Source organism: Mobilicoccus caccae, from assembly GCF_030161635.1.
GTDB lineage: Bacteria > Actinomycetota > Actinomycetes > Actinomycetales > Dermatophilaceae > Mobilicoccus > Mobilicoccus caccae.
Genome location: NZ_BSUO01000002.1, coordinates 39359 through 60311, shown reverse-complemented (window position 1 = coordinate 60311; position 20953 = coordinate 39359). Strand labels below are relative to the sequence as shown.

Genomic DNA, 20953 nt, shown 5'->3' with positions numbered 1-20953 from the left:
GGCTTCACGGCAAAAGAACGGGCCGTAGGCCCTGACTGTGCCGGCACCGCCGGCTCGACCAGCGAGCCCCTGGGCTCGCCTCCGCGCAGCGGATCGGCTCTACGCGACGCGGCGCTGCGGGGTGTCGAGCAGCTTCACGGCTGGCCCGTCGCAGTACCGGCACCGGACGCCGACGGTCATCCCGTGGGAGCAATAGCCGGGGTCGATCCACTCGCCGTCGGCGTCGACGTCGGCGGGGGTCTCGTCGACAACGGTTCTCGAGCGGAGATCTCCGTCGGCGTCGCGCTCGTAGGGGCGCACGGCCGTTCCCTCGCGCTCCTCGATGATGATCCGTCGAGCTGCGGCGTAGTCCAGCCGGCCATCGGCTCGGCGCGGGTGCGGGCCGTAGGCGTGGGTGCCGTCGTCGGGGACGAGGGAGAGTTGACCGCGGCTCGGTCGACTTCGGGCATCGGGTCGACGGGGTGCGTGCATCCACGCTTCCTCGGCCTTCCACCAGGCCCATGCTTCGCGCTCGACGCGGTAGCGGTCTACGCGGGCGTCGAGTCGGCCGGCGACTCCGGCGCGCTCGGCGGCCGCGTCGGGGGAGTGGGCGTAGACGCGGTGCCATCCGTCCCGGCTGCGCTCGACGATGCCGGCGTAGGTGAGGCGGTCGAGGAGTCGACGGGTTCGGAGAGGATCGGCGCCGATGGTGGGGGAGAGTTCGTCGAGGGTGCGAGCTGTGGAATCGATTCGTGCGTAGAGGTTCCCGGCCAGGTGTCCGAGCGCGGGGCGGGTAGCGGTGAACAGGTCATGTGCGGCATCCGTCGTTCGTGTGCGCAGCGTTGCGAGGAGCGTAGTTCTCTCAGCGGCCCCGGCCCCAGGGGGCGCGGGTCCGCTTGTGACCGGGCATGATCCGTGTTGCTGTGGAGAGTGCTCTGCGGGTCGATCGTCCAGTGAGCGGCGCGGGGGCCGTCCGCGGCCGCGGTCTGGGCGATCCATCCGTCCTCTGCGAGGCGCAGCAGCGCCGTCCTGGCCGTCTCGCGGCCGACCCCGGCCAACAGGGCCAGGCGGCGGGTGTCGGCCTCCACGGAGGCGCTGAGGGCGTGCAGGGCGAGGAAGCTCAGCACGTCGAGGATGCGGCGATCGGCGGGGCCGCCTCCGCGGGTCCAGCGGCCGGCGGCCGCGTCGGCGCGGAGCTGCACGTCGCGGACGTGCGCGGCCATCGCGTCGGCGCGGCGGTCGAACGTGGGATCGTCCCCGATCTGGCGGTCACTCGCGGCGACGTAGCGCACGGCCTTGTTCCACTGTCGGCCGAGCACGGCGGCCTGCTCGCCTCGGGGGCGAGCTGCGCGGCCGCGGGTGGTGACGCGGCTGCGGACGTGCTCTAGGCCGGGCTCGGTGTCGACGAGGGCGGCGACGTCGGCGTGCCGCCACCTGGCGGCCGCTGCGCCGATCAGGACGCGCCAGAGCGTCGCTGAGGCGTCGATGGGTGTCTCTCGGAGAGCTGCGGAGCTGTTGGCGGGGAGCTGGCGGCGTGGGCCGGCCAGGTGCAGGCGGCCGTGGGAGTCGAGGGGGAGCGGTGAGCGGGGGTCGATGGGCCGTGCGGGCTCGGTGTCGTCGACGAGGCCGGCGACGAGGCTCACGAGCGCGCGGACCTGTGCCGCGGTGGCCGTGGGGGCGCGCAGCGCGTCCAGGTCGCCGCTGAGGACCGTGGAGTGCCCGCCGGCACGGTGGGGCGCTCCTGGTGGCCGCACACAGCCGGTTACGGCGTTGCTGAGCGGCGACAGGTCGAGGGTGGGGCACAGGTGCTTGGTGAGGCGGGCGAGGGTGGCGACGGTTTCAGCGTCGACGGACTCGCCTAAGCCGACCCACAGGTGCCGGCCGCCGGTCGGCCCGGACTCGCAGAGGACGTAGGGCAGGCCGACGTCGCGGAGGAGGCCGCCGAGCACGTCGGCGTCGCGAGCTGCGGCCGCGGGGTCGCCGTGGGCGTCGAGGTCGAACGCGAGGAGACGGAATCGCTTGTCGGGGCCGGCGAGGTAGACAGCCCACGGGCGCTCAGGAGCGGCCGTGCCGATCGCGCGATCCCGGTAGTCGTTCAGGACGGTGCCATAGGCGTCGACGACGGCCACGCGCACGCGCGGCCGCGGGCTCACTGCTGTGGTGAGTGCCCACGACTCGCTGAGAACGCGATATCGCTTTTGAGGAGCGCGCGCTATGATGGCACCACCTTTCGACTTCGGTCGCTGGGTACAGCGAAGGTCCGGTTCCTTACCGGCTTTTTCTGGAACTGCCTTGATCTACCAGGTCGCCAAACTCAGAGGATCAGGCACTTAGCTTCGGCCCCCCGTCTCGTAGAGGCGGGGGTTCGCTCGTTCTATGCGGCTTTCGAGGTTGCCTCCTTGGCCGTGTTCAGCTCGGGGATCGGCAGCTCTGCTGCGCGATCGCGCGGGCGCGGCGGTGCGTACTGAGGCATTCCCAGTGCGTCGGCCGCGAGCATCACCAGGTACTCGCCATAGGAGAGTCCGGCGGCATCTGCGTTCTGCTTCAAGATCGCGCCGAACTCTACGGGGGCTTCGCCAGAATGGCGTCGCGACGTCCCTTGCTCGGCCTTCCGTTCTGAGTACCCATGCGCGCCAGTCTCTCGGTTTTCCTTAACACAAAGGGGAGGACACGCCGACGGCCACAGGTGTAGTTCACTGCGCCCGCTCGATGGTGCACTCAACGTCCCCCAGAAGGATCGTCGATCCCTCCGGGATCGTGGTGGGCTGGCCGGGGGTGAGCCACCGCGGCGGGGTCGACTGCGATCGTCGCGTGTGTGCGCGAGAGCATCCGGCCCGGTGTGGCGATGCTGAGGGGTTCGTGGCCGGCGATCGGCTCGGGGTTGCGGCAGTCGTGGTCGCAGGGCGTCGACGTGTGGGGTGATTCGGGCATGCGGAAGCTGTGGAGCGCCTCGAACGTGAAGGTCTACGGCGGCGGTGTCTCCGAAGATGCGTTCCTGGAAAGCCTCTCCAAGCTGATCGGTGACTACGACCGGCAGGCGTCGTCGGTGTCCTCCGGTCGTGGCGGGCGCAGCGTGAATCAGCAGCTCCACCGTGAGCGCATCCTGGACGTGGCCGACCTGGCCGCGATGCCGAAGGGTCGCGCCGTGGTGCTCTCGTCGGGGAACCGCCCGACGCTGATTCGCACGCAGCCGTGGATGACCGGCCCGCACGTCGAGAAGGTCAAGGCGTCGATCGCAGCTCACGACCCGCAGGCGTCGCGGACGATCATCGAGGCGCAGGAGTCGGTGCGTGAGGTCGCGGCCACCGTCGACGGGAACGGGGCGGCCTGATGAGCGACAACTGGGGCGACGCTCCCGCTGACGAGGGGATCGAGGCGGAACCGTTCGAGCTGGACGAGGGCGACGAGCCCGACCCGCGCGACGTCCCCGACGACGCCGAGCTGCCGGAGCTGCCGGAGCGCGAGCCCGGCCGGCTGTTCGGGATCGACATTGCCGACGTCGCGACGAACCTCGCGGCCCCGGCGATTCGCGCCGCGGTGCAGAAGGCCATCACCGCGGCGGTGAAGGATGCCGTCGCGGCCGAGGTCGACGAGGCGCTGGACCCCTCAGTGATCGAGGAGCTGCAAGCGCAGGCGGCCACGGCCGCCCGTCGTGCGGTCACCGCGGCGATGGATGCCCTCGACGAGGAGGAGCCGGCCGACGAGGAGCCGGCGCTGTACTACGGCTCGGTCGACGAGTTCGTGCGCGAGTACCTGGTGAAGAACTACCGTCGCCGCGTCGACGGGGAGCGCAGCGTGTGGGCGGCCGACTGGTGGAACTACCCGGAGGCCGTGATTCGGCTCGACGCTCTGTGGCGGGCGTGGGAGCATCTACGCCTGGACCCGACGACGGGAATGAGCGTCTGGTTCCGCGATCACGCCGAGCACCACATGAGCGTCCTGCTCGACCCTCACGGCCCGTTCGCGGCCGCCGGGGCTGGTGATGGCCGGGTGAACACGAACGACGATCAGAAGGGCGCTGAGCTGCCGTACACGGCACCCCCGAAGGGTTTGTACCCGGACCTGCGCGAGGAGCCGCCTACGGGCGTCTGAGCGCACAACGAGAGAGGGACCGGCCCAGTGGGTCGGTCCCTCTCTCGTGCGCTTAGACGGCTGCTCAGGCAGTCTTGGCGACGGTCCGCGCGTCGGGGTCTTTCCCGAACCGGCGAATGTAGGCCTGTCGGAGTTCTTGGAGCTGCGCCCGCTCGCGATCGCTGATCGGCTCGGCTTTGCCAGCCGCGATCCGACGCTGCAAGCTGCTTGCCTTCTTCGTCACTTCACCCACGGTAGCCACCTCCATCTACTACTAGTTTCCGCCGATACGGGCTCGCTGTCTACGCCGCTCGCGTCCTGCAAGTTCTGCATCGTGCGGTAGATCATCTTGCCCTCCGTCTCGGTCGCTTCGTCGAACAGCGCCACCAGGGCGTCGTTCGCGACTTCGCGGTCAGTCTGATTGTCAGAACCAGCTTGCCCGAGCGCCCATTCCGCCCGCTTCCACCATTGCTCGCGTGCGGCGTTCTCGCGCGCGATCAGTGTCGACCGGTAGGCCGGGTAGAAAGCGACCGCGGCCGCGCCGATGGCGAACAGGCCCGCCATCGGCGGGCCTGACCAGAACGCGCGCCAAAATGCGTCGTCCGCGAACGGTGGGAGGAGGCTACGCGCGCCGAACCCGACGGCCGCCGCGACGACTCCGACGCTAACGAGCTGCGCGATGCGCCTCCCGCGGACGCTCATCGACCAATCTCAGTGCGCTGCACCTTCGACGAGCGCGACCGGTTCGGCCGCGCCTTGGTGCTCTGTAGCTGCTGCGCCTTGACCGCCTCGGTGGCCGGCTTGCCCTGGCTGACGTCGGCGGCCATCTTCGCGCTGACGGCCTCCTTGGCCACGCCGCGCTGTTCGAGCTTGTCGGCGTCGCGCTCGCGCCGCTCGGACGAGTCGTACAGCGGCTCGGCCTTCTCGCGGGTGGCCTCGGCGCGGTTCTGCTCGCGCTCGGCCTGCACCTGTGCCTGCTCGCGCTCTCCCTCGTCGGGAGTGGTGTCGGCGGTGTCGCGGGACGCCTCGGCCGCGCGGTCAGCTTCGTCGGCCTGGCGCGAGAGTGCGACCGCTTCGGCCTGCTCGGTGGCGCTGCGCTGACGCTCGGTGTCGGACTGCCGGCGCAGCTGCTCAGCCTCGACGGCCGCCTGGACGGCCGCGGGATCGGCGCCGGTGTTGTCGACGTCGACGCCGTAGCGCGTGCGGAGCTCGTCGCGGATGCGGCCCTCCGCGCGCTGCGCCTCGGGGTCTTCCGTGCCCCACGCGCGCGCCGTGGTGAGTGCGCCGCCGATCTGCTGCGGCGTCGCCTTGTCCCACCAATCGGAGCGGTACACACCACCCAGCTCGACGCGAGCTGCGCGCTTCTCTGCCTCGAACCGTGACGACAGTTCGCGGGCCGCCTGCTCGCTCTGCGCCTGCGCTCGTCGCGCCGCTTCCTCGCGGCCACGGGCGAACGCTTCGCCTACGCGGCCCGCCGCGGTGACGGCGATGCGGAGCTGCCCTTCGAATGCTTCCTCGATGCCGTCGCTCTCATCGGCCATGATCTGACTCCTTCTCATCGCTCCGGGCCGCGATCTGCGCCCGGCTTCGTCGTGGTGCGCGGCCGCGCGGGCTCCACCTGGGGCGGAACCGGCGAGCCGGTGGTGTTGCTGCGCTTCTCCTCCGCGCGCTGCATCTTGTCGAGCGCTTCCTGCACGGATGCGTCGACGATCGCGGAGCGGTCGATCGTGGGTGCGGTCGCCGTGGCGGTCGACGTCGGGGCCGTCGTGGTCGACGCGGCTGTGGTGGCCGGCACCGCTTCGAGCTGACGCCGCACGTTCATCACGCGCTCCCGCACGGCGGCCTCGACGTTCGCTGCCTGCCGCGCTTCTCCTGCGGCCTTGGCGGCGTCGTAGACGGCCTGGGAGAGGTTCATGAGCTGGCGCAGCATGGCGAGCTGTGCGGCTGTTCCCTGGCCGCCTCGGGCGACGCTGGCGAGGAGCATCGTCGCACCTGACATTGCCACCCGGCCGGCACGCTGGGGCTTCACCGGGCGACGGTAGGTCTGTGCCGACTTGGCGAGTGCGTCGGATGCCTCGGCCAGGTCGCCGGGTGTCTCCTCGACGGCGTTCGACCAGGCTGCGAACGCGGCCGCGGTCTGACGTGCGACCGTCGACCAGGTGTCGCGGTCGTCGAGCGGGATCGACCTAAGCTGCTCGCGGAGCTGCCCGATTTCCTCGGTGTGGCGCTGCCACAGCTCGGGGTCCGGTTCGCGCATTTCGCGACCAGGTGCAACGGGCCGCCGGCCTCGTCCCGCCGCCTGCCACTCGGCGGCCGCGTCGGTCGCCCCGGTGGGTGTGTCGGGCCATCCCTCGCGGAGCCTCGGCAGGGTGAGGTCGCGGCCCATCTGGCCGCCGCCGTACCAAATCGGACGCTCGCCGTCGGCCGGTCGGCTCGCCACCGAGTAGCCGGTGATGACGTCCGTCGTGCCCAGAGGAAGCAATCGAGCGCGCGCGACGTCTACAGGATGACCGCCTGACTGCGGTTCGTACCGTCGCGGAGGCGCGGCAGTCGCTCAGCGATGTGCGCGACGAGACGGCGCGCGAGCTGGCCGACCTACAGGCGCGGATCGCTGAGCGGATCGCGACCGCGGAGCGGGAGGACGTGCGCGCCTACTCGGCTGCGCTGAGCGCCGGATGGTCGGCCGACGAGCTGCGCAAGATCGGGTTTGCGGAGCCCGACAAGAAGGCGCGCACCCGGCGTCGATCGACGCGCAAGCCTGCGTCCAGCTCGGCACCCGCGGCGGCTGACGATGCGTCGTCGGAGCCTTCTACGGAGGGCTGATCGCTCCCACGTTCTCGGCCCCACGTTCCGCTCTGCGGCGTGGGGCTTTCGTGTGTCCCCGCGTTGCGGGGTTGCACTCCGCTCCCGATCCCGTCAAGGGCGCTTCGCGTCCCTTCGGGAGAGCCCTGCGGGCTCCCCTTGACCGGCTCTCCGCTGCGTGCAAGGCGGCAAGTGTTCCGAGAAAGCCGGCACCTCGGCGTACCGCCGAACTGCCTACTTTCATCGGACACACAACAAGGGATTGGGATCGAACGATGAGTAGACCCGTGAGTTTCGCAACGCTGACAACGACACTGCCGACGTCGGATGAGGAGCGCGGTCGGCTTATGCGAAATGTGGGTGAACGTGACCAGCAGCTCTACGAGTACGGTCGCTCTGGCTATAGGCTCGCGGCATCCGTGACGGTGCCGGGGGCGACGTCGTAACGGTGATCGACACGCTCACTCGTGAGGGTGAGTTGGGGGACGATGACCGATGACGCGATCAATCGCGGTGCAGGTCGCGCAGCGCATCCGGCGCGTGCTCGACACTCGGGGTCTGACGGTCGAGTGGTTGGCCGACGCGACCGGGATCAAGCTGCGCACCCTCACCCGGCGACTGCACCTGACCAGGCCGTGCGGCCTCACGGTCGACGAGCTGAACGCGATAGCCGGCGCTCTCGACGTCGCGCCCGGCGTGCTGCTTCACGCCGACCAGGGCGGCGCTACCGCTGCGTCTGAGTGAGTTCCTGATCGGCCTTGTTGAGGGCGCGGGCAACGGTCGACTTGCCGACGCTGAGCACCGCGGCGATGTGGTCGAGGCTGCGATGCTCGGCGCGCATCCGATGCGCCTGTGCGATCTTCTCCGGCGTCATCTTCGACGGCCGGCCACCGACCCTTCCCTGCGACTTCGCGTGAGCGAGGCCGCGCATGGTGTTCTCCCGGATCGTGTCGACGCGGAGCTGCGCGAACACGGCGACCATGCCGAACAGTGCGCGGCCCATCGGTGTTGTGGTGTCGATCATCGGTTCCGTCAGGCTCTTGATGTTCACCCCTCGGCGGTCGAGGTCGTGCAGCGTCTCGATGATGATCCGCTCCGACCCTCCGAGCCGATCGAGGCGGCGCACCAGGAGGGTGTCGCCCTCGCGGAGGTAGTCGAGGCAGGCGAGCCACTGCGGACGGTCTGCGATGCGGCTCGACTCGCCGTGGTCAACGAATACTCGAGAAGCACCGGCCGCGCGCAGCTCGGCCTCCTGGGCCGCGGGGTTCTGCTCGCGCTTGGACACGCGCGCGTAGCCGACGACGTTCGTCACGGGTGCGCCCGCTCAGCGTCCTGAGCTGCCTGTGCGCGACGCTGACGAACGAACCGCGTCAACCGCCACACGGCGAATGCGACGCCCGCCGTCACGGCCACCGTGGCGATGATCCGACCGGGAAGCCAGACGGTGCCGTCGAGCCACAGGGCGACGATCCACAGAACCACGCCCAGCTCAGAGAACCCGATCGCCCACAGGAGCCGGCGAGCACCTGCCGGCGTCGCTCCGAACCGATCGCGGAGCGTCAGCAGCAGGACGACGCCGACGGCAAAGAACAGCGTTCCGAGCCCGGTTACGAGGTTGGGGACGAGCGAGTCAAAGAACATGGAATCTCTCTATCAATCGCGACCGACATTGGAGCCGTGGCCCGGCATCTGAGGGCCGCGGTAGCCGGCACTCGGCGGCCGGGCCTGTGTGCCCTGCTGCGGTGTCTGCTTCGTCGCCTCGGACGCGGGACGGGGATAGGACGCGCTGAGCGCTGAGCGTGCCTGAGCGGCCCTGTCAGGGGCGGCCGGCGGTGCGGTGCGCTCGACGGTCACCGCGGCGAACACCGGGACGAGAGAGGCCGGCTCGGGAGCGTAGGCGAACATGTCGGGTCGGCTCATGGCCGATCCCGCGTTCCACTGCTCCGGGCTCACGCGAGCGAAGTCGAACCGATACGGCGACTGCTCGGCCACGTGGGCCATGAACACCTTCGACGTGCGGCCGTTGCCCTCGCGGAACGGGTGCGCCTGGTTGACGTAGGCGAACACGGTCGAGGCCGTGGCCACGAAATCGTTGCGGCTGATCTTGGCCCAGTCGGTCGACGTCACGAGCTGGCGGGCGTCCGACAGATACCGGTCGACCTCGCCCGTCTTGACCTCACCGAAGCCGCGCCCTGGACCCTTCGACATTTCCACGGTGCGGTACTCCCCCGCCCATTCGTAGACGTCCTGGAACAGGTGCCGGTGGATCGCGCGTAGGTGCTCCCCGTCGAACGTGCGCGGCACGTCGACCTCGCCGTTACCGAGCTGCACGGCGCGCACGGTGGTGTCGGTGTACTCCATCCGAGACAGCACCCGTGCGTCGCGCTCGTCGTAGAGGTTGCGCAGCGTCCCGATCCCCGTCAGCGGGTCGATCGTGTCGGGGTAGAAGTACGACTCCCAGCTATCGAACTGGGATGCCACGTCAGCGGCCGGCGCCGACGACGCCGGCAGCGCGGCGAGCGGCAGCGTGGCCGCGTCGACGGTACTCCGCGAGGTCGATCGCCCCGCGGGTGTAGTCGGTCACGTTCTCGACGTCCTCGCGGGTCGGGGTGAACCCCTCGTGCCATCCGGCGGCGAGGGCCTGGCGCACGCTGTCGCGCTGCGTCGCGTCGAGCTGCGCGAACAGCTCCGGCCACTCCTGCTCGACCGTGAATGCCTCAGCCACGATGGGCTCCCTTCGTCGTCCTACCAGTCTACCGGTTTTCCCGAAAACGGTCTATGGAATGTTTCGGCACAAGAGGGTTTCGGCACAGGGTTTCGGCACGGCGTGTCGACGTCGCCGCGGTGCAGCTCGCGGCCGTGCCGGAATCGATCGTTTTCGGCCTACTCGGCTCGCGGTGATGAACCTATGCGCCGGCAATCTGCTGGATGGCCTGGTTACCTTCCGAATGGTAACCTACACTCATGCGCACCGATCCTCGCCCCGCGATCCTGGCGGCCGCCTTCTCTCAGCTCGACGAGGGGCGGGCGGTGTCTCTGGATTCCGTGGCCCGAAGTGTGGGGCTGACCAAGCCGGGGGTGATGTATCACTTCCCCACGAAGGAAGCCCTCATGCTCGCCCTGGTGGACTCCGTTTTGGACCGCTGGGAAGAGGCGCTGGTCGCACGCCTCGGGTCGTCGCCGGAGGGCGCGGCGCCGGCCGCGCGCATCGGCGCGTATGTCGACTGGTCACTGTCCGGGGGTTTCGATGAAACCGACCTGGTGGCGATGAGTGATCCGAAGCTGCGCCGCTCGCTCACGCAGCGCTGGGCCGAACGTCTCGCGCCCTGGCTCGTCGTGCCCGATGACGTCGCCCCGGACGAACGCACCCGGTTGCTCGCCGCCCGCCTCCTGGCCGACGGCGGGTGGCTTGCCGAAGCCGCCAACGTCTCCCCTCCTACCCCCGGCGACCTGGCGCAGCTCCGCGCCTTCGCCCACAACCTCGTGAAGGACTGACTATGAAGAAATGGCTCCTGCTTGCCGGCGCGATCATCAGTGAAGTCGCCGGCTCCCTCGCCCTCCAAGCCGGCCAGGACCACCCCGCCTGGTACATCCTCGTCGCGATCGGCTACGTCGGCGCGTTCACGCTTCTCGCGCTCGTTCTACGCGAGGGGATGGCCCTCGGGGTTGCGTACGGGATCTGGGGCGCGATGGGCGTCGCCCTGACGGCGGTGCTGGCGGCACTTCTGTTCGGACAGCCCTTGACCGGCGTGATGATCCTCGGCCTGGCGTTGATCATCGGCGGTGTTCTCACCGTCGAACTCGGATCGCAAGCGGCGCAGCGCAAGAGGGAGGCGAGCATCTGATGGTCTGGCTCTTCCTCATCCTCGCGATCGTCCTCGAAGTCGGCGCGGCGCTCTCCCTGCGCCTGGCAACCGGCGGACGGAAACTGTTCTACATCGCCGTCGTCGTGGGCTACCTCGGCGCGTTCTTCTTCCTCACCCAAGTCCTTGCCCTCGGGCTCGGCATCGGTGTTGCCTACGGCATCTGGGCCGCCTCCGGCGTCGCCCTCACCGCAGTGGCCAGCAAGTTCCTGTTCAAAGAGCCCTTCACCTGGGTCATGGCGCTCGGCATCGCCCTCATCATCGGCGGCGTCCTCCTCGTCGAACTCGGCGCGGCCCACTAGCCTGCCGACACGGCCATGACCGTCGCTCGCACCCTCGCGGCAATTCGCCGCGCCCTCCTGGAAGATCCTGCCGTCGACATCCGATTCGTGGACGCAATCACCGTCGACAGTCATCTTCTGAGCACGCACGGCCAGGCCCTCATCCTGTTCGTACACCCACAGCATCGCGAAGTCGTCGACGAGCTGCGCAACGCCTCCCGCCCATTGGACTAGTGCGGTCGGCCGGGGTCATCACCGCGGCCGCGCAGCTCGTCAACGAGCTGGCGGTGCGCCGTGTGCAGGAACAGCACTGGGCGGCCGCTGCGCCCACTGTGGAGGTAACTGTCGGCGGTGAGCGCATCGGTGAACACGACTTCAAGCTCCGGCTGCTCGTGCAGCAGTCGCCGCACTTGTTCGGCCACCCGCTCAGTCATCGAAACTCCCCCAGAGCTTCCGGGAGCGTATCGGACACGTCCGCACCGCGGCGCGGGCGGATCGCTATCGCGCGATCAGGTGGCGACGCCTCCGGCCCCTCGCGACGAGCTGCACGACGATCAGCCCGGCAATCATCGGGACGGCGAACAGGCCGGCCCCGATCAAGATGTTCTCGACCGTCAGCAGCTCGAACAGGGACGGGAACCGGCCCTCCTGGTGGGCGGCCTCGAACAGGCGAATGAGAAACCAGCCGAGCACTACTAGCCCGCCGATCACCACTCCCGCGTAGGCAGCAATCCAGGCGGGGTGCCCCTGGGGCAGCTCGTCGATCGCTTTGTCCTTCATGTGATCCATCCTCTCTCGATCCTCTGACATTCGGTCAGGCCCGACTAGGTGCGCGCCTGCGGTTTCATCGAACACATGTTCGAATAGCGGTAGTCTCATCCTGGCCGGGGAGGAGTCGGCCATCGGGAGCAATAAGCGATACGCGGATCACTACGACCGTCTGATGAATGAGCGCATCTTGGAACAGACGGTCGTGAGTGCTGGCCCGTTGCAGTCGCTCACGCCGGAGGAGCTGCGGCTGGACTCCGAACCGTTGACGATCGACCCTCGACCCAAGCCGGTGCGAGCTTGGGTGCGGTTCGGGCCGAAGCCTCTGCTCGTCGACGCGGTAGCGGTGCGGTGGACGGCGGATGCCGTCGGCGTGGTGTTCTCGATCCGCGAGACGGAGTATCGCGCGTGGGTCTGGGCGTCTGCGGTGACTCCAGTGCAGCGGACGCCGTAGCCCTACCTGGTGACTTCGGCCGTCTCGATCGAGTCGCGATCGGCGTCGTAGAGGAGCCAGGTCGAGTCGTTCCACTGGTTGCGGTAGACGATGCCGCGGGGCGAGTCGCTGAGCGCGTGCCAGGTCGCGCCCGCCGCGTACTCCTCGACCCATGCGGCTACAAGCAACTCGGCTGCTGCGCGATCCTCGGGGGTTCCGCTCTCGGTAGCGCGCACGTGCGCGGCCCACACCGGGCGCGCGTCGGCCAGCTTGCGCTCATCGCGGCGCAGCTCGTTGATGAGGGCCGGGAGGCATCCGCACTCTTCCTCGGCGTCGTGGTGGTAGCCGATGCATCGGTCATCCGGGCATCCGCATTCATCGCCGCGCCACTCGGCCGCGGAGGCATAGCCGTGGCGCTGCGCCCACTGGCGCGAGGTCAGCCCTGCGAGCTGCAAGGTTTCTCGAGCGGCATAGTTCAGCCTCGTCATGTCATCACTCCCCTATCGGTCGGTCGAGAGCTTCGTAGATGCGCCACCACTCGGCCTCGTACTCGACGGGCGAAAGATCGGCACCGTCGAGAGCATCCAACTGTGCGCCTACAACCTCGAACAGACTCGTATCAGACATTCCGCCGCGGTGCGCGTGAACGCGTACGATACGAACCCTTGCGGCATCCCGTCGAGTGCCGAGCATGAGGGCGACGTAGCCGATCGCAAGCAGCGCCAGTGCGAGCGCGGTCCCGGGCCACCAACCGCCGAGTGCGGTACCGGCGGCGAGGATCAGCGTGCCCATGATGACGCCGCTCCACGAGTTCACGAGCTGTCGCAAGTGAACGAGACGGCGAGCTGTGGTGGTCATACCGGGCGGGTAGACGTGGATGGCAGCCGTCAAGCTACCCTGCATCCTGGCGATGTGCTCCGGTGTGACGCTCACCGATCCCCAGCGTGCCTGAATCCCTGTGCGGGTCGTCAGCGCTGCGGATACCGGAGGACGCCGTAGCGGCCGCCTGGCGGTCATGGTCATCACTCCCCCATCGGTCGACCGACGGTGAGCACGCCCGGGCCGACGGGCTCGAACGGCTTCCCCTCGTTGTACTGAGTTTCCAGTCGCTCGACCTTCTCCATGATTGCCTCGTTGGCGAACTTCGACAGGTTGGTCATGCCGACGTGGCGCATGTAGGCAACAATCGCGCCGCGCATCCGGGCGGAGTCGTCGGGGTGCTGGTAGATCGTGATCTTCGGGGGCTTGCCGGGCTTCTCCCCCTTCTCAGCGGCGCTCAGCGGCTCTGTGGCGCTCTTGGCCGCCGGGGCGGGCGTAGTGGAGGCGGGAGCCACTGCGGGGGCCTCCTGGGCGGCCTCCGGGGCCGTGGGGTGATCGAACGGGCTCGCGCTCGACAGGCTCGACTTGCGGGGGTGGGACGGTTCATGAGGGATCTCCTTCGATAGCTGCCAGGTGCTCGGCGTAGATCGCTCCGAGCGCGGTTGCCTCGGCACTCCCCCACTCGTCGAGGCCGCGCGCGGCCTCGGTGGCGTCTGCGATCACGACGCGCTTGGGGATGGGTCGACCGATCAGGCGCAGCCCGCGGCCCTCGGCGGCCGCGCGGAGCTCGTCGAGCCAGGCGGCCCCGCCGACGGTGCGTTCTTCGTGCTGGTTGACGATGATTCCGGCGACGCTCAGTCCGGGGTTGTAGTACCGCTGGACGTTGCCGATCGTGTCGAGGAGCTGCCCGAGTCCGTCAAGGCTCCACTTCTTGGTGTGGGTGACGATCACGGCCGCGTCGGCGGCCGTGAGGGCGTTGATCGTGAGCTGGTCGAGGGATGGCGCGGAGTCGATCAGGATCAGGTCGTAGTCCTCGATCACCTGGGCCAGCGCTTCGCGCAGCCGAACCTCTCGGCCGGCGCCGGCTATGACGAGTTCGTCCCGGACGTTCCCGAGCGTGGCCCCGGACGTCGGCACGACGTCGAGGCCGGGCCACAGTCCCGGCACGATGACGTCGCGCATGGTGTCGTCGGCGCGGGTACTCAGGACGTCGGCCAGGCCCGCCTGCTCGGCGTCGACCTCCTCGGCCGTGATGTTGCTCGTGAGGTTGCCCTGCGGGTCGTTGTCGACGGCCAGCACGCGGCGACCGGCGAGCACCGCGGCGCGGGCGAGCTGGAATAACGTCGTGCTCTTGCCGACGCCGCCCTTCTGGTTGCAGAGGGCGAGGATTCGAGCGGTCATAAGAAAATACCTCCGTTGACGGGAACAACTCTAATACAGCTATTGACGGTGATGCGGGATGCTCAGTGACGCAGCCAGAAGTCGTCGGGGATCGTGGTCGGCTGCACGAGCCACAGGATCGCGGCGCACACGCCCAGAATCGCGGCGATGCCCCACAGGCAGAATTCGGTCTTGGTCATGCTCGCGTGCCTCTCTCTCGACGTCACGACGGGGAGGGGCAGCCCTGCGGCCGCCCCTCCCCCAGTCGGTCAGAACGGGGTGTCGTCGCCCTGGTCGGCGGTGGGCTTGCCGACGACGCGGACGCTCTGCCCGCGCAGACTGACCGCGACCTCATCGGCTCGGACCTCGTGCTGCAAGCGGGTGCCCTGCTCGCCCTTGTACTCGGTGACGCGGTAGCGGCCCGAGAACGTCACGCGGACGTTGCCCGACTGCTCCGCGACCTCGACGAGGTTCACGGCCTGGTTGCCGCTCACGGCGACGTCGTAGGCGACGGTGGGACCGTCGGTGTAGCTGTTGTCCTCCTGGCGGATGCGGTCGCTGACGAGGACGCGGGCGTAGGCGTACGGGCCGTTATCCCCCTCGCGGAGGGTGGGCGTCGCGGCCAGGTTGCCGGTGCGGGTGATGTAGCTCATGGGTTCTTCTCCTTCGGTCGGTATTACAGGTGTTGCCGCTAATAGTGTTATTCTGCCGGGTCGAATGCTTCGCGCTCAACCTCCAATCTGCGGCCGTCCATCTGCGACGGGTACAGCACCAGCTCGATAGGGCTCGTGGGGTCGGGGTTCTGCAAGCGGACGCCCTGCACGGGCGAACCGGCGGTAATCGTCCCCAGCTCGGACACGACGCGGCGGGGCGGGTTGTAGGGGCGGCCGTCCCAGCTCTTGATCCGATCACCGAATCGCAGATCGGCAAGCCGGGTAACGGTGATGGTCTGAGTGGTCATGCTGTCCTCCTCGGTAATAACTCTATTGTAGTAAATGACTCTATTATGGTCAAGCCTTTTCGGCTTCTCCGCGCAGCAGCTCGGCCACCTTCTGGGCCAGCAGCCAACGGCGATCGGCGGCCGCGCGATCCTCGGCGGTGTAGTCGCCGTAGCTCGCCTGGTGCTCGAAGTCCTCGCGGCCTCGGCGGGCCGTGTCCAGCAGCTCGTCGATGCCTGCGCACAGCTCGGCGTCGACCGGGACGACGCGCCCGCCGCCGTCGACGACCAGGCTCAGGGGCTCGGCCATCCCCGCGACGTGCATCGCGTAGCCGTCGCCCTCGCGCTCGACGTAGGCCGTCAGCACGGTTGCCGATTCGTCGTTGTCGAAGTCGACCCGGCCGTAGCTGTCGGGGTCATCCCCGAGCGGCCAGAGCTGCGGCTCTAGGCGGGTGCCTCGGTCATACGGGGTCAGCTTGCGAGCGTTCATGGTTCCTCCTTGGGTAGGTATTACCAGTATAAGCGGTAATAGAGTTATTTACTACGGGTGTCAGGCGGCAAAGTGAGCGGCTACCCGCTCGATGTGGTCGGGTCGGAGGTCGCACCAATGATCGTCATCGTCGACGACGACAACGGGGGCCACGGTGTACCCCACCCCCAACGGACATCAGAGATGCAACCCCCGGGTGTGACTTCGTCTGCTGAATGGCGGGGTTCTTCGGTCGCTTCGTGGCGGGGTCAGGTGACACCGATGACCAGGGTGCTCTGTGCGGCTTCGATGACGTCGTTGGTGATGGTGTCGAGTTCGTTGATCTTCAGGACCCGCTGGATCTGGGGGAAGAGGCGTTCGAGGAGCCGGAAGTTGCCGCGGGTGATCCGTGCGATGGCTGCGATGGCTTGGGCGTCGGTGAAGTCGTCGGGGTCGAGGGTCTTGCCGAGGGATCGCCAGTGTCGCTCGAGGACGAACAGCAGTTCGTCTTGTCCCAGGGGCCGGTACTGGTGGGCGAAGCCGACTCGGCTGTAGAACTGGGGGTAGTGGCTGAACTGCTTCTCCAGGCCGGGCATGCCGATCAGGATCAGGGCGATGTCGTCGCGGTCGTAGCGATCGCGCAGCAGTTCCAGAGCGGCGGGACGCAGTCGTTCGGCCTCGTCGACGATGATCAGCTCCACGTAGTTCCTGCCGTGTCGCCATCCCCAGGCCTCGGGAGTGGCCGTGCCGGGAGGTACGAGGTGCTGCTCGATGCACATGTTGGTGCGGGTGATGGCTTGGGTCAGCTCGTCCTTCAGGGTCCGCGGGGTGGTCAGCACGCTGGGGGTGTAGAGCACGGTGCGGCTCCGGTTCAAGGCGGCGTAGATCTTGGCGTCGTTGTCGGAGCGCGGCCCCCAATAGGTCAGCAGGTCATGAGCCTTCTCGTAGTGTGCGTAGCGGCGCGCGGAGAGTGTCTTTCCTACGCTGGCTGATCCGAAGCACAAACCGATGGTGTGCCCGCGGCGCACGGCGTCGGCGAACTCGGTGAAGCGGCGGTGCTCCTTGGTGACGATGAAGCGCTGGCTCACCTGAGGTCCTCCTTGTAGATCTTCAACGCCGACCTCGGCGCCGGAGCCGGTGCTTCGGTGATCCGTGGCGTCTCGGTAGGTGCGGCCACGAGGGCGATGCGTTCGTTGATGCCGGCTCGCAGCGCCCGGCGGCGGGCGTTGCGCGCGGCCTGGATCTCCTTGAGGCTGACCTTCTGGTCGTGGTGCTCTTGGTTGGAACTCGGGCCGGAAGGACTGGCCGAGCAGGTTCATGAGGGTCTCGCGTAGGTCCTCCATGGAGCGGCCGGCCTGGGTGGCCGCCAGGATGCGCTCGGCGCCCACGTTGCTGGTCATGATCACGACCGTGTTCGAGAAGTCCACGGTGCGGCCCTGGGCGTCGGTGAGCCGGCCAGCGTCCAGGAGCTGCTTCACGTTGCTCTCCACGAGTCCGCGGGCAAGTCGTCCAGTGCGTATGGAGCTGCCCGCGAGCGCGTGGAGTCCCTGCCCTACGGCGATTTGATGCTAGCATCAGAGCCGTGAGGACAACGACGTGACAGAGAGCAAGTTCGGGAAGCTAGCCGACCTCGGCAACGAGGCGACGGTCGAGCAGTTCTTCGTCGCGCGCCTGCTGAAGGACCTCGGCTACAAGGACGGCCAGATCAAGCCCAAGGCCACGATCGACGAGCTCAAGATCTCGAAGGGTCGCAAGAGCGAGAAGTGGCGACCCGATTACGCAGTCACCGTCGGGGCGAAGGTCCGTTGGATCTGCGAGGCGAAGGGTGTCGAAGAGGACCTCGACGACTGGGTCGGGCAGTCGCAGAGCTACTGCCTGGCGCTCAACAGCACCCAATCGGACAACCCGGTCGAGTTCTTCATGCTCACGAACGGCGTCACCACGCGGGTGTATCGATGGGACGACGCGACCCCCTGGCCGAGGCCTCGTTCGGAGACTTCGTCGACGGAAACCAGGCGTACGCGACGATCCGCGCCCTTCTTGCGCCGGGGGCGTTCAAGACCGCGCCGGCGTCCGCTCCCGTCGCCAAGGGCGAGCACGTCCTCCGTCGGCGCTCGGTATCCGACTTGAACTCCGACTTCGCCTGGGCTCACCGGTTGATCTACAAGCGCGACAACCTGAGCTACAACGCGGCCTTCATGGAATTCGTGAAGGTCATCTTTCTCAAGCTCCACTCGGACCGGGAGGCGCATGCCGATCCCAACGCGCGGGAACTGGACGACCGCTCGACGGTCGTGCCGGCCGAGTCCGTGAAGTTCTCGACCGCATGGATCAAGTCGCGCGAGGCCGACACGCCGAGCCCGCTCGACTCCATTCTGTTCCAGAGGCTGCTGAGCGACTTCGAGGTCGCCATCACGAACGGCCGAAAGAAGCGCATCTTCCCGAAGGGCGAGCGGCTGCTGCTCTCCCCGGACACGCTTTGTGCTCTCGTCGATCGACTCGAGTACGTCGACCTCATCAGCATCGACGCCGACCTCAACGGCCGCATGTTCGAGACGTTCCTCAACTCGACCCTCCGTGGCAAGGCGCTCGGCCAGTACTTCACGCCGCGCAGCGTCGTGAAGCTCGCGACCGGGCTTGCCCAGTTGCGCGCCGACGACCAGCACGTCGACCGGGTCATCGACGCATGCTCGGGGACGGGCGGCTTCCTGATCGAGGCGCTGGCCGACATGTGGGGCAAGATCGATGCCAACACCTCGTTGTCGAACAAGCGCCGCGAGGAGCTCCGCATGCAGGTCGCGGAGCGGTCGCTGATCGGCGTCGACGTCGCCCGCGACCCGGCTCTCGCCCGCATCGCGCGGATCAACATGTACCTTCACGGGGACGGCGGCACGAGCGTCTACCAGCTCGATTCCCTGGACAAGAGCGTCGCGACCAACCCGACCGACGATCCAGAGATCGTGCAGGAGAAGGCGGAGTTCCGGAAGCGCGTCAAGCAAGCTGGAATGGCCTCTGGTGGGTCTCAGCCGCCAGGCCTGGCGGACATCGCCCTCACCAATCCTCCCTTCGCGAAGGAATACACGCGCGACGAGGAGGGCGACGCGAAGCTGCTCGACGAGTACGTGCTCTCGTACGACACGAGCGGCGGGGCGAAGCGTCCACTCAAGTCCCTCAGCTCGATGGTCATGTTCCTCGAGCGCTACTACGACCTCCTCGGGCCGCGCGGGCGACTGGTCACGGTCGTAGATGACAGCATCCTCGGCGCTCCTCGGCATAAGCGGGTGCGTGAATGGATCCGCAGGAACTGGATCGTCCGGGCGGTCGTGTCGCTCCCGGGCGACGCGTTCCAGCGGTCCCAGGCGCGCGTCAAGACCTCGCTCATCGTGCTGGAGAAGAAGACCTCGGAGCATGAGGCGCAGCCCGATGTGTTCATGTACTACTGCTCGTGGGTGGGCGTCGATGATCCGTCGCGCCAGCGCATCCTTCCCGTCGACGCCGAGAACCGTGAGCAGGCGCGCCAGGAGATCGAACGAGTCACCGCGCTGTACCGCGCGTTCCAGGCAGGCGAGCCGCAGGCTACGCCCTGGACTGTGAGCGCGGCGGCGATCGCGGATCGCTTCGATGTGAAAGCCTGCCTGCCGGAAGCCGAGTCACGGGTCCCTGACTGGGAGGCGGCGGGCTTCACGATTCAACGGATCGGCGCGCTTCTCGAACTCGCTGTGACTGACGGCAATCGGGCCGAACGGGAAATCGACACATCGGTGACCGACGACCTCGTGACCTACCTCCGCGTCCGCTACGACGGCTTCTGCGAGGCCGGCGACGAGGTGTCCACCTCGGACATCGCGAAGCAGACCCTCACTCGCGTCGAAGCCGGCGACCTGGTGTTCAGTCACATCAATGCCATCCACGGCGCGGTGGCCGTCGTGCCGGATGAATTCGATGGTCTCGTGGTCACGAATGAGTACACGGTCTGCCGCCCGAGCAGCGACCTCAGCGCCAGCGTCATCTGGGCGCTCGTGCGATCGCATGAGGCTCGGGCTGAGATGCTGCTGCTCGCGACCGGCATCGGCAGAACCAGGGTGCGCTGGGACGAGCTGCGCAAGCTGCGCCTCCCCGTGCCGGGCCAGGATGTCCGTGACCGAATCGACGATGCGGTGAAGCGCGCGAACCATTCCGAGGATGACATGCGGCGGCTGCGGGCGGAGGCGAACCAGACGGCGTCGACCGAGATGCTCCTCGACAGCGAACGATCGCGCTCGATCATCGCAGCATTCAAGCCGCCGCGCTAAGTCCATGACTGACGTCGAGGAGTTCCTGAGAGACGCAGCCGCACTGGCTGGGCTCACAACTGAGGACCTGCTCGCGCGTGTCCTGCACGTCGAGGATGGTGCATTCGCGGAGGTCGTCGCGGCCATGGACGGGACGACGAAGGCGCTCGCGCTGCGGCTGGATCGCGAGATCCGCATCCGCAATCCGGGGCTTCACTACGTAATGCGCAGCATGTTCGTCGGCTACCGACGCGAAGGCGTCACGCACTCGCCGCTAGGGGAGCGCTCGCAGATCTTCCTGAGCCTGATCCGGAACAGCTCCCGCCTCGAAGTGGTGCTCCCCGTCGATCCGGCGAGGATCGCCTCGATGCCCAACGCCCAAGACCTGCAAGGCAAAGGCCACCACGGCGTCGGAAACGTCCGTGTCGTGCTGAGCAGCGACTCTGAGGTCGATCGATTCCTCAGGGACCTCGACGAGTGGTTGGCCCCAAGGCCCTGACGGACGCGCGGCATGTCCCTGACAGGGACGCGTTCGGTTCTCCGTCGACTACGCGTCCCGATACGGGGCGCACCGGGCGCACCAGGCCTGGCCGGCCGCTCGACTCCCGCATGAACCCGCACCGCGGCGAGGCGCACAGGGCGCACTGAACCTAGATCCACCGGCGTTGACTTGTGAGCGGTGATTTTGGTGGTTCGCGGTGGGGCTCGGGTAGTGGGCGTGGCGGGTCTGCCGGTCTGTTCCGGCTCTTCCACTTGAGGTCCTTGGGGTTGCGCCGGGACTGCCGCACGGATGGGTGACATCTGATCTTGGGCTGACCCCGTTTCTTAGGTCCGGTGGTTCTGGGAGTCGTCCTGTCGCCCGTGGTTGCGGGCAGGGAGA

At 68.0% G+C, this 20953-nt stretch carries 33 protein-coding genes and 1 pseudogene; 12 read left to right on the top strand and 22 right to left on the bottom strand.

Annotation, left to right across the window (positions count from 1 at the left end):
* Window positions 1-99: 99 nt before the first annotated feature.
* The 3 genes from QQK49_RS22030 to QQK49_RS22020 form a co-directional block, all read right to left on the bottom strand.
* A complete protein-coding gene (locus QQK49_RS22030; protein WP_284306064.1) occupies window positions 100-471 on the bottom strand; it encodes a hypothetical protein in 372 nt (123 codons plus the stop codon).
* 56 nt (window positions 472-527) lie between these two features.
* The gene (locus QQK49_RS22025) at window positions 528-2132 is read right to left on the bottom strand and encodes a hypothetical protein (protein ID WP_284306063.1); all 1605 of its coding nucleotides are present in this window, start codon (window positions 2130-2132) and stop codon (window positions 528-530) included.
* Between the two features lie 221 nt (window positions 2133-2353).
* Window positions 2354-2527: a hypothetical protein gene (locus tag QQK49_RS22020; protein ID WP_282848691.1), complete on the bottom strand. Its 174-nt coding sequence runs from the start codon at window positions 2525-2527 to the stop codon at window positions 2354-2356.
* A gap of 267 nt (window positions 2528-2794) precedes the next feature.
* Between QQK49_RS22020 and QQK49_RS22015 the strand changes: the two genes are divergently transcribed.
* Together QQK49_RS22015 and QQK49_RS22010 are read left to right on the top strand one after the other, a co-directional pair.
* Window positions 2795-3310, top strand: a complete 516-nt coding sequence (locus QQK49_RS22015; protein WP_284306001.1) for a TraM recognition domain-containing protein — start codon at window positions 2795-2797, stop codon at window positions 3308-3310.
* A complete protein-coding gene (locus QQK49_RS22010; RefSeq protein ID WP_175988857.1) occupies window positions 3310-4071 on the top strand; it encodes a DUF4913 domain-containing protein in 762 nt (253 codons plus the stop codon). Before QQK49_RS22015 ends, QQK49_RS22010 begins: the two co-directional genes overlap by 1 nt.
* 64 nt (window positions 4072-4135) lie before the next feature.
* Here QQK49_RS22010 and QQK49_RS22005 read toward each other — a convergent pair whose 3' ends face one another.
* From QQK49_RS22005 to QQK49_RS21990, 4 genes are read right to left on the bottom strand one after another with little or no spacing between them, the layout of a single operon-like run.
* The gene (locus QQK49_RS22005) at window positions 4136-4294 is read right to left on the bottom strand and encodes a hypothetical protein (protein ID WP_175988855.1); all 159 of its coding nucleotides are present in this window, start codon (window positions 4292-4294) and stop codon (window positions 4136-4138) included.
* Entirely contained in the window at window positions 4291-4752 is a 462-nt protein-coding gene (locus QQK49_RS22000; RefSeq protein ID WP_005053881.1) for a hypothetical protein, read from the bottom strand. Before QQK49_RS22000 ends, QQK49_RS22005 begins: the two co-directional genes overlap by 4 nt.
* Entirely contained in the window at window positions 4749-5591 is an 843-nt protein-coding gene (locus tag QQK49_RS21995) for a hypothetical protein (RefSeq protein ID WP_005053879.1), read from the bottom strand. The genes QQK49_RS22000 and QQK49_RS21995 overlap by 4 nt, the downstream gene beginning before the upstream one ends.
* Window positions 5592-5605: 14 nt before the next feature.
* Window positions 5606-6490 carry a hypothetical protein gene (locus tag QQK49_RS21990; protein ID WP_284306062.1) on the bottom strand — a complete coding sequence of 295 codons (885 nt, stop codon included), beginning with the start codon at window positions 6488-6490 and terminating at the stop codon, window positions 5606-5608.
* A 122-nt stretch (window positions 6491-6612) separates the two neighbouring features.
* On the opposite strand from QQK49_RS21990, the gene QQK49_RS21985 reads away from it, so the two are divergent.
* The gene (locus QQK49_RS21985) at window positions 6613-6873 is read left to right on the top strand and encodes a hypothetical protein (protein WP_284306061.1); all 261 of its coding nucleotides are present in this window, start codon (window positions 6613-6615) and stop codon (window positions 6871-6873) included.
* Between the two features lie 474 nt (window positions 6874-7347).
* Entirely contained in the window at window positions 7348-7596 is a 249-nt protein-coding gene (locus QQK49_RS21980) for a helix-turn-helix domain-containing protein (protein ID WP_175988852.1), read from the top strand.
* Here QQK49_RS21980 and QQK49_RS21975 read toward each other — a convergent pair.
* Genes QQK49_RS21975 through QQK49_RS21960 form a run of 4 tightly spaced genes read right to left on the bottom strand, consistent with a single transcriptional unit; the run spans window position 7577 to window position 9577 of the window.
* Window positions 7577-8164 (bottom strand): recombinase family protein, encoded by a 588-nt coding sequence (locus QQK49_RS21975; RefSeq protein ID WP_175988850.1) that lies wholly within the window; start codon window positions 8162-8164, stop codon window positions 7577-7579. The genes QQK49_RS21980 and QQK49_RS21975 overlap by 20 nt on opposite strands.
* Window positions 8161-8493, bottom strand: a complete 333-nt coding sequence (locus QQK49_RS21970; RefSeq protein WP_175988848.1) for a hypothetical protein — start codon at window positions 8491-8493, stop codon at window positions 8161-8163. Before QQK49_RS21970 ends, QQK49_RS21975 begins: the two co-directional genes overlap by 4 nt.
* 12 nt (window positions 8494-8505) lie before the next feature.
* A complete protein-coding gene (locus tag QQK49_RS21965; protein WP_175988846.1) occupies window positions 8506-9333 on the bottom strand; it encodes a Fic/DOC family protein in 828 nt (275 codons plus the stop codon).
* A gap of 1 nt (window position 9334) precedes the next feature.
* Complete coding sequence (locus QQK49_RS21960) at window positions 9335-9577, bottom strand: antitoxin VbhA family protein (RefSeq protein WP_005053860.1); 243 nt, start codon at window positions 9575-9577, stop codon at window positions 9335-9337.
* Between the two features lie 239 nt (window positions 9578-9816).
* Between QQK49_RS21960 and QQK49_RS21955 the strand changes: the two genes are divergently transcribed.
* Genes QQK49_RS21955 through QQK49_RS21940 form a run of 4 tightly spaced genes read left to right on the top strand, consistent with a single transcriptional unit; the run spans window position 9817 to window position 11230 of the window.
* Window positions 9817-10347, top strand: coding sequence for a TetR/AcrR family transcriptional regulator (locus QQK49_RS21955; protein WP_019174037.1), 531 nt, complete (start codon window positions 9817-9819; stop codon window positions 10345-10347).
* A gap of 2 nt (window positions 10348-10349) precedes the next feature.
* Window positions 10350-10697: a DMT family transporter gene (locus tag QQK49_RS21950; RefSeq protein ID WP_005053852.1), complete on the top strand. Its 348-nt coding sequence runs from the start codon at window positions 10350-10352 to the stop codon at window positions 10695-10697.
* Entirely contained in the window at window positions 10697-11017 is a 321-nt protein-coding gene (locus tag QQK49_RS21945; RefSeq protein ID WP_019160223.1) for a DMT family transporter, read from the top strand. The genes QQK49_RS21950 and QQK49_RS21945 overlap by 1 nt, the downstream gene beginning before the upstream one ends.
* Before the next feature lie 15 nt (window positions 11018-11032).
* The gene (locus QQK49_RS21940; RefSeq protein ID WP_005053846.1) at window positions 11033-11230 is read left to right on the top strand and encodes a hypothetical protein; all 198 of its coding nucleotides are present in this window, start codon (window positions 11033-11035) and stop codon (window positions 11228-11230) included.
* Here the strand turns inward: QQK49_RS21940 and QQK49_RS21935 are convergent.
* Entirely contained in the window at window positions 11227-11430 is a 204-nt protein-coding gene (locus QQK49_RS21935; protein WP_005053843.1) for a hypothetical protein, read from the bottom strand. The two genes, QQK49_RS21940 and QQK49_RS21935, sit on opposite strands and share 4 nt — an antisense overlap.
* Before the next feature lie 64 nt (window positions 11431-11494).
* Window positions 11495-11785, bottom strand: a complete 291-nt coding sequence (locus QQK49_RS21930; protein WP_284306060.1) for a hypothetical protein — start codon at window positions 11783-11785, stop codon at window positions 11495-11497.
* A gap of 154 nt (window positions 11786-11939) precedes the next feature.
* On the opposite strand from QQK49_RS21930, the gene QQK49_RS21925 reads away from it, so the two are divergent.
* Complete coding sequence (locus tag QQK49_RS21925; protein WP_251204919.1) at window positions 11940-12218, top strand: hypothetical protein; 279 nt, start codon at window positions 11940-11942, stop codon at window positions 12216-12218.
* Between the two features lie 2 nt (window positions 12219-12220).
* Here QQK49_RS21925 and QQK49_RS21920 read toward each other — a convergent pair whose 3' ends face one another.
* The 9 genes and pseudogenes from QQK49_RS21920 to QQK49_RS23505 all read right to left on the bottom strand — a co-directional run.
* Window positions 12221-12685, bottom strand: a complete 465-nt coding sequence (locus QQK49_RS21920; protein WP_251204918.1) for a hypothetical protein — start codon at window positions 12683-12685, stop codon at window positions 12221-12223.
* A gap of 4 nt (window positions 12686-12689) precedes the next feature.
* Window positions 12690-13214: a DUF6611 family protein gene (locus tag QQK49_RS21915; protein WP_348536278.1), complete on the bottom strand. Its 525-nt coding sequence runs from the start codon at window positions 13212-13214 to the stop codon at window positions 12690-12692.
* 5 nt (window positions 13215-13219) lie between these two features.
* Window positions 13220-13531, bottom strand: a complete 312-nt coding sequence (locus tag QQK49_RS21910; protein WP_284306058.1) for a ParB family protein — start codon at window positions 13529-13531, stop codon at window positions 13220-13222.
* Between the two features lie 88 nt (window positions 13532-13619).
* Window positions 13620-14417, bottom strand: coding sequence for a ParA family protein (locus tag QQK49_RS21905; protein ID WP_071644694.1), 798 nt, complete (start codon window positions 14415-14417; stop codon window positions 13620-13622).
* 248 nt (window positions 14418-14665) lie between these two features.
* On the bottom strand, window positions 14666-15049 hold the full coding sequence (locus tag QQK49_RS21900; protein ID WP_284306057.1) for a single-stranded DNA-binding protein: 384 nt from the start codon (window positions 15047-15049) through the stop codon (window positions 14666-14668).
* A gap of 47 nt (window positions 15050-15096) precedes the next feature.
* Window positions 15097-15357 (bottom strand): hypothetical protein, encoded by a 261-nt coding sequence (locus QQK49_RS21895; RefSeq protein WP_005053822.1) that lies wholly within the window; start codon window positions 15355-15357, stop codon window positions 15097-15099.
* 49 nt (window positions 15358-15406) lie between these two features.
* On the bottom strand, window positions 15407-15823 hold the full coding sequence (locus QQK49_RS21890) for a hypothetical protein (RefSeq protein ID WP_251204914.1): 417 nt from the start codon (window positions 15821-15823) through the stop codon (window positions 15407-15409).
* A 248-nt stretch (window positions 15824-16071) separates the two neighbouring features.
* Window positions 16072-16890 (bottom strand): AAA family ATPase, encoded by an 819-nt coding sequence (locus QQK49_RS21885; protein ID WP_284306068.1) that lies wholly within the window; start codon window positions 16888-16890, stop codon window positions 16072-16074.
* Between the two features lie 186 nt (window positions 16891-17076).
* A pseudogene (locus QQK49_RS23505) lies at window positions 17077-17274 on the bottom strand (AAA family ATPase); the annotation flags it as partial.
* Between the two features lie 124 nt (window positions 17275-17398).
* Between QQK49_RS23505 and QQK49_RS21875 the strand changes: the two are divergent.
* The 3 genes from QQK49_RS21875 to QQK49_RS21865 are packed head-to-tail and all read left to right on the top strand — an operon-like array spanning window position 17399 to window position 20572.
* Entirely contained in the window at window positions 17399-17932 is a 534-nt protein-coding gene (locus QQK49_RS21875) for a type I restriction enzyme HsdR N-terminal domain-containing protein (protein ID WP_284306056.1), read from the top strand.
* Window positions 17929-20094, top strand: coding sequence for an N-6 DNA methylase (locus tag QQK49_RS21870; RefSeq protein ID WP_284306055.1), 2166 nt, complete (start codon window positions 17929-17931; stop codon window positions 20092-20094). The genes QQK49_RS21875 and QQK49_RS21870 overlap by 4 nt, the downstream gene beginning before the upstream one ends.
* Before the next feature lie 4 nt (window positions 20095-20098).
* Window positions 20099-20572 (top strand): hypothetical protein, encoded by a 474-nt coding sequence (locus QQK49_RS21865; protein WP_284306054.1) that lies wholly within the window; start codon window positions 20099-20101, stop codon window positions 20570-20572.
* The last annotated feature ends 381 nt before the right edge of the window (window positions 20573-20953 follow it).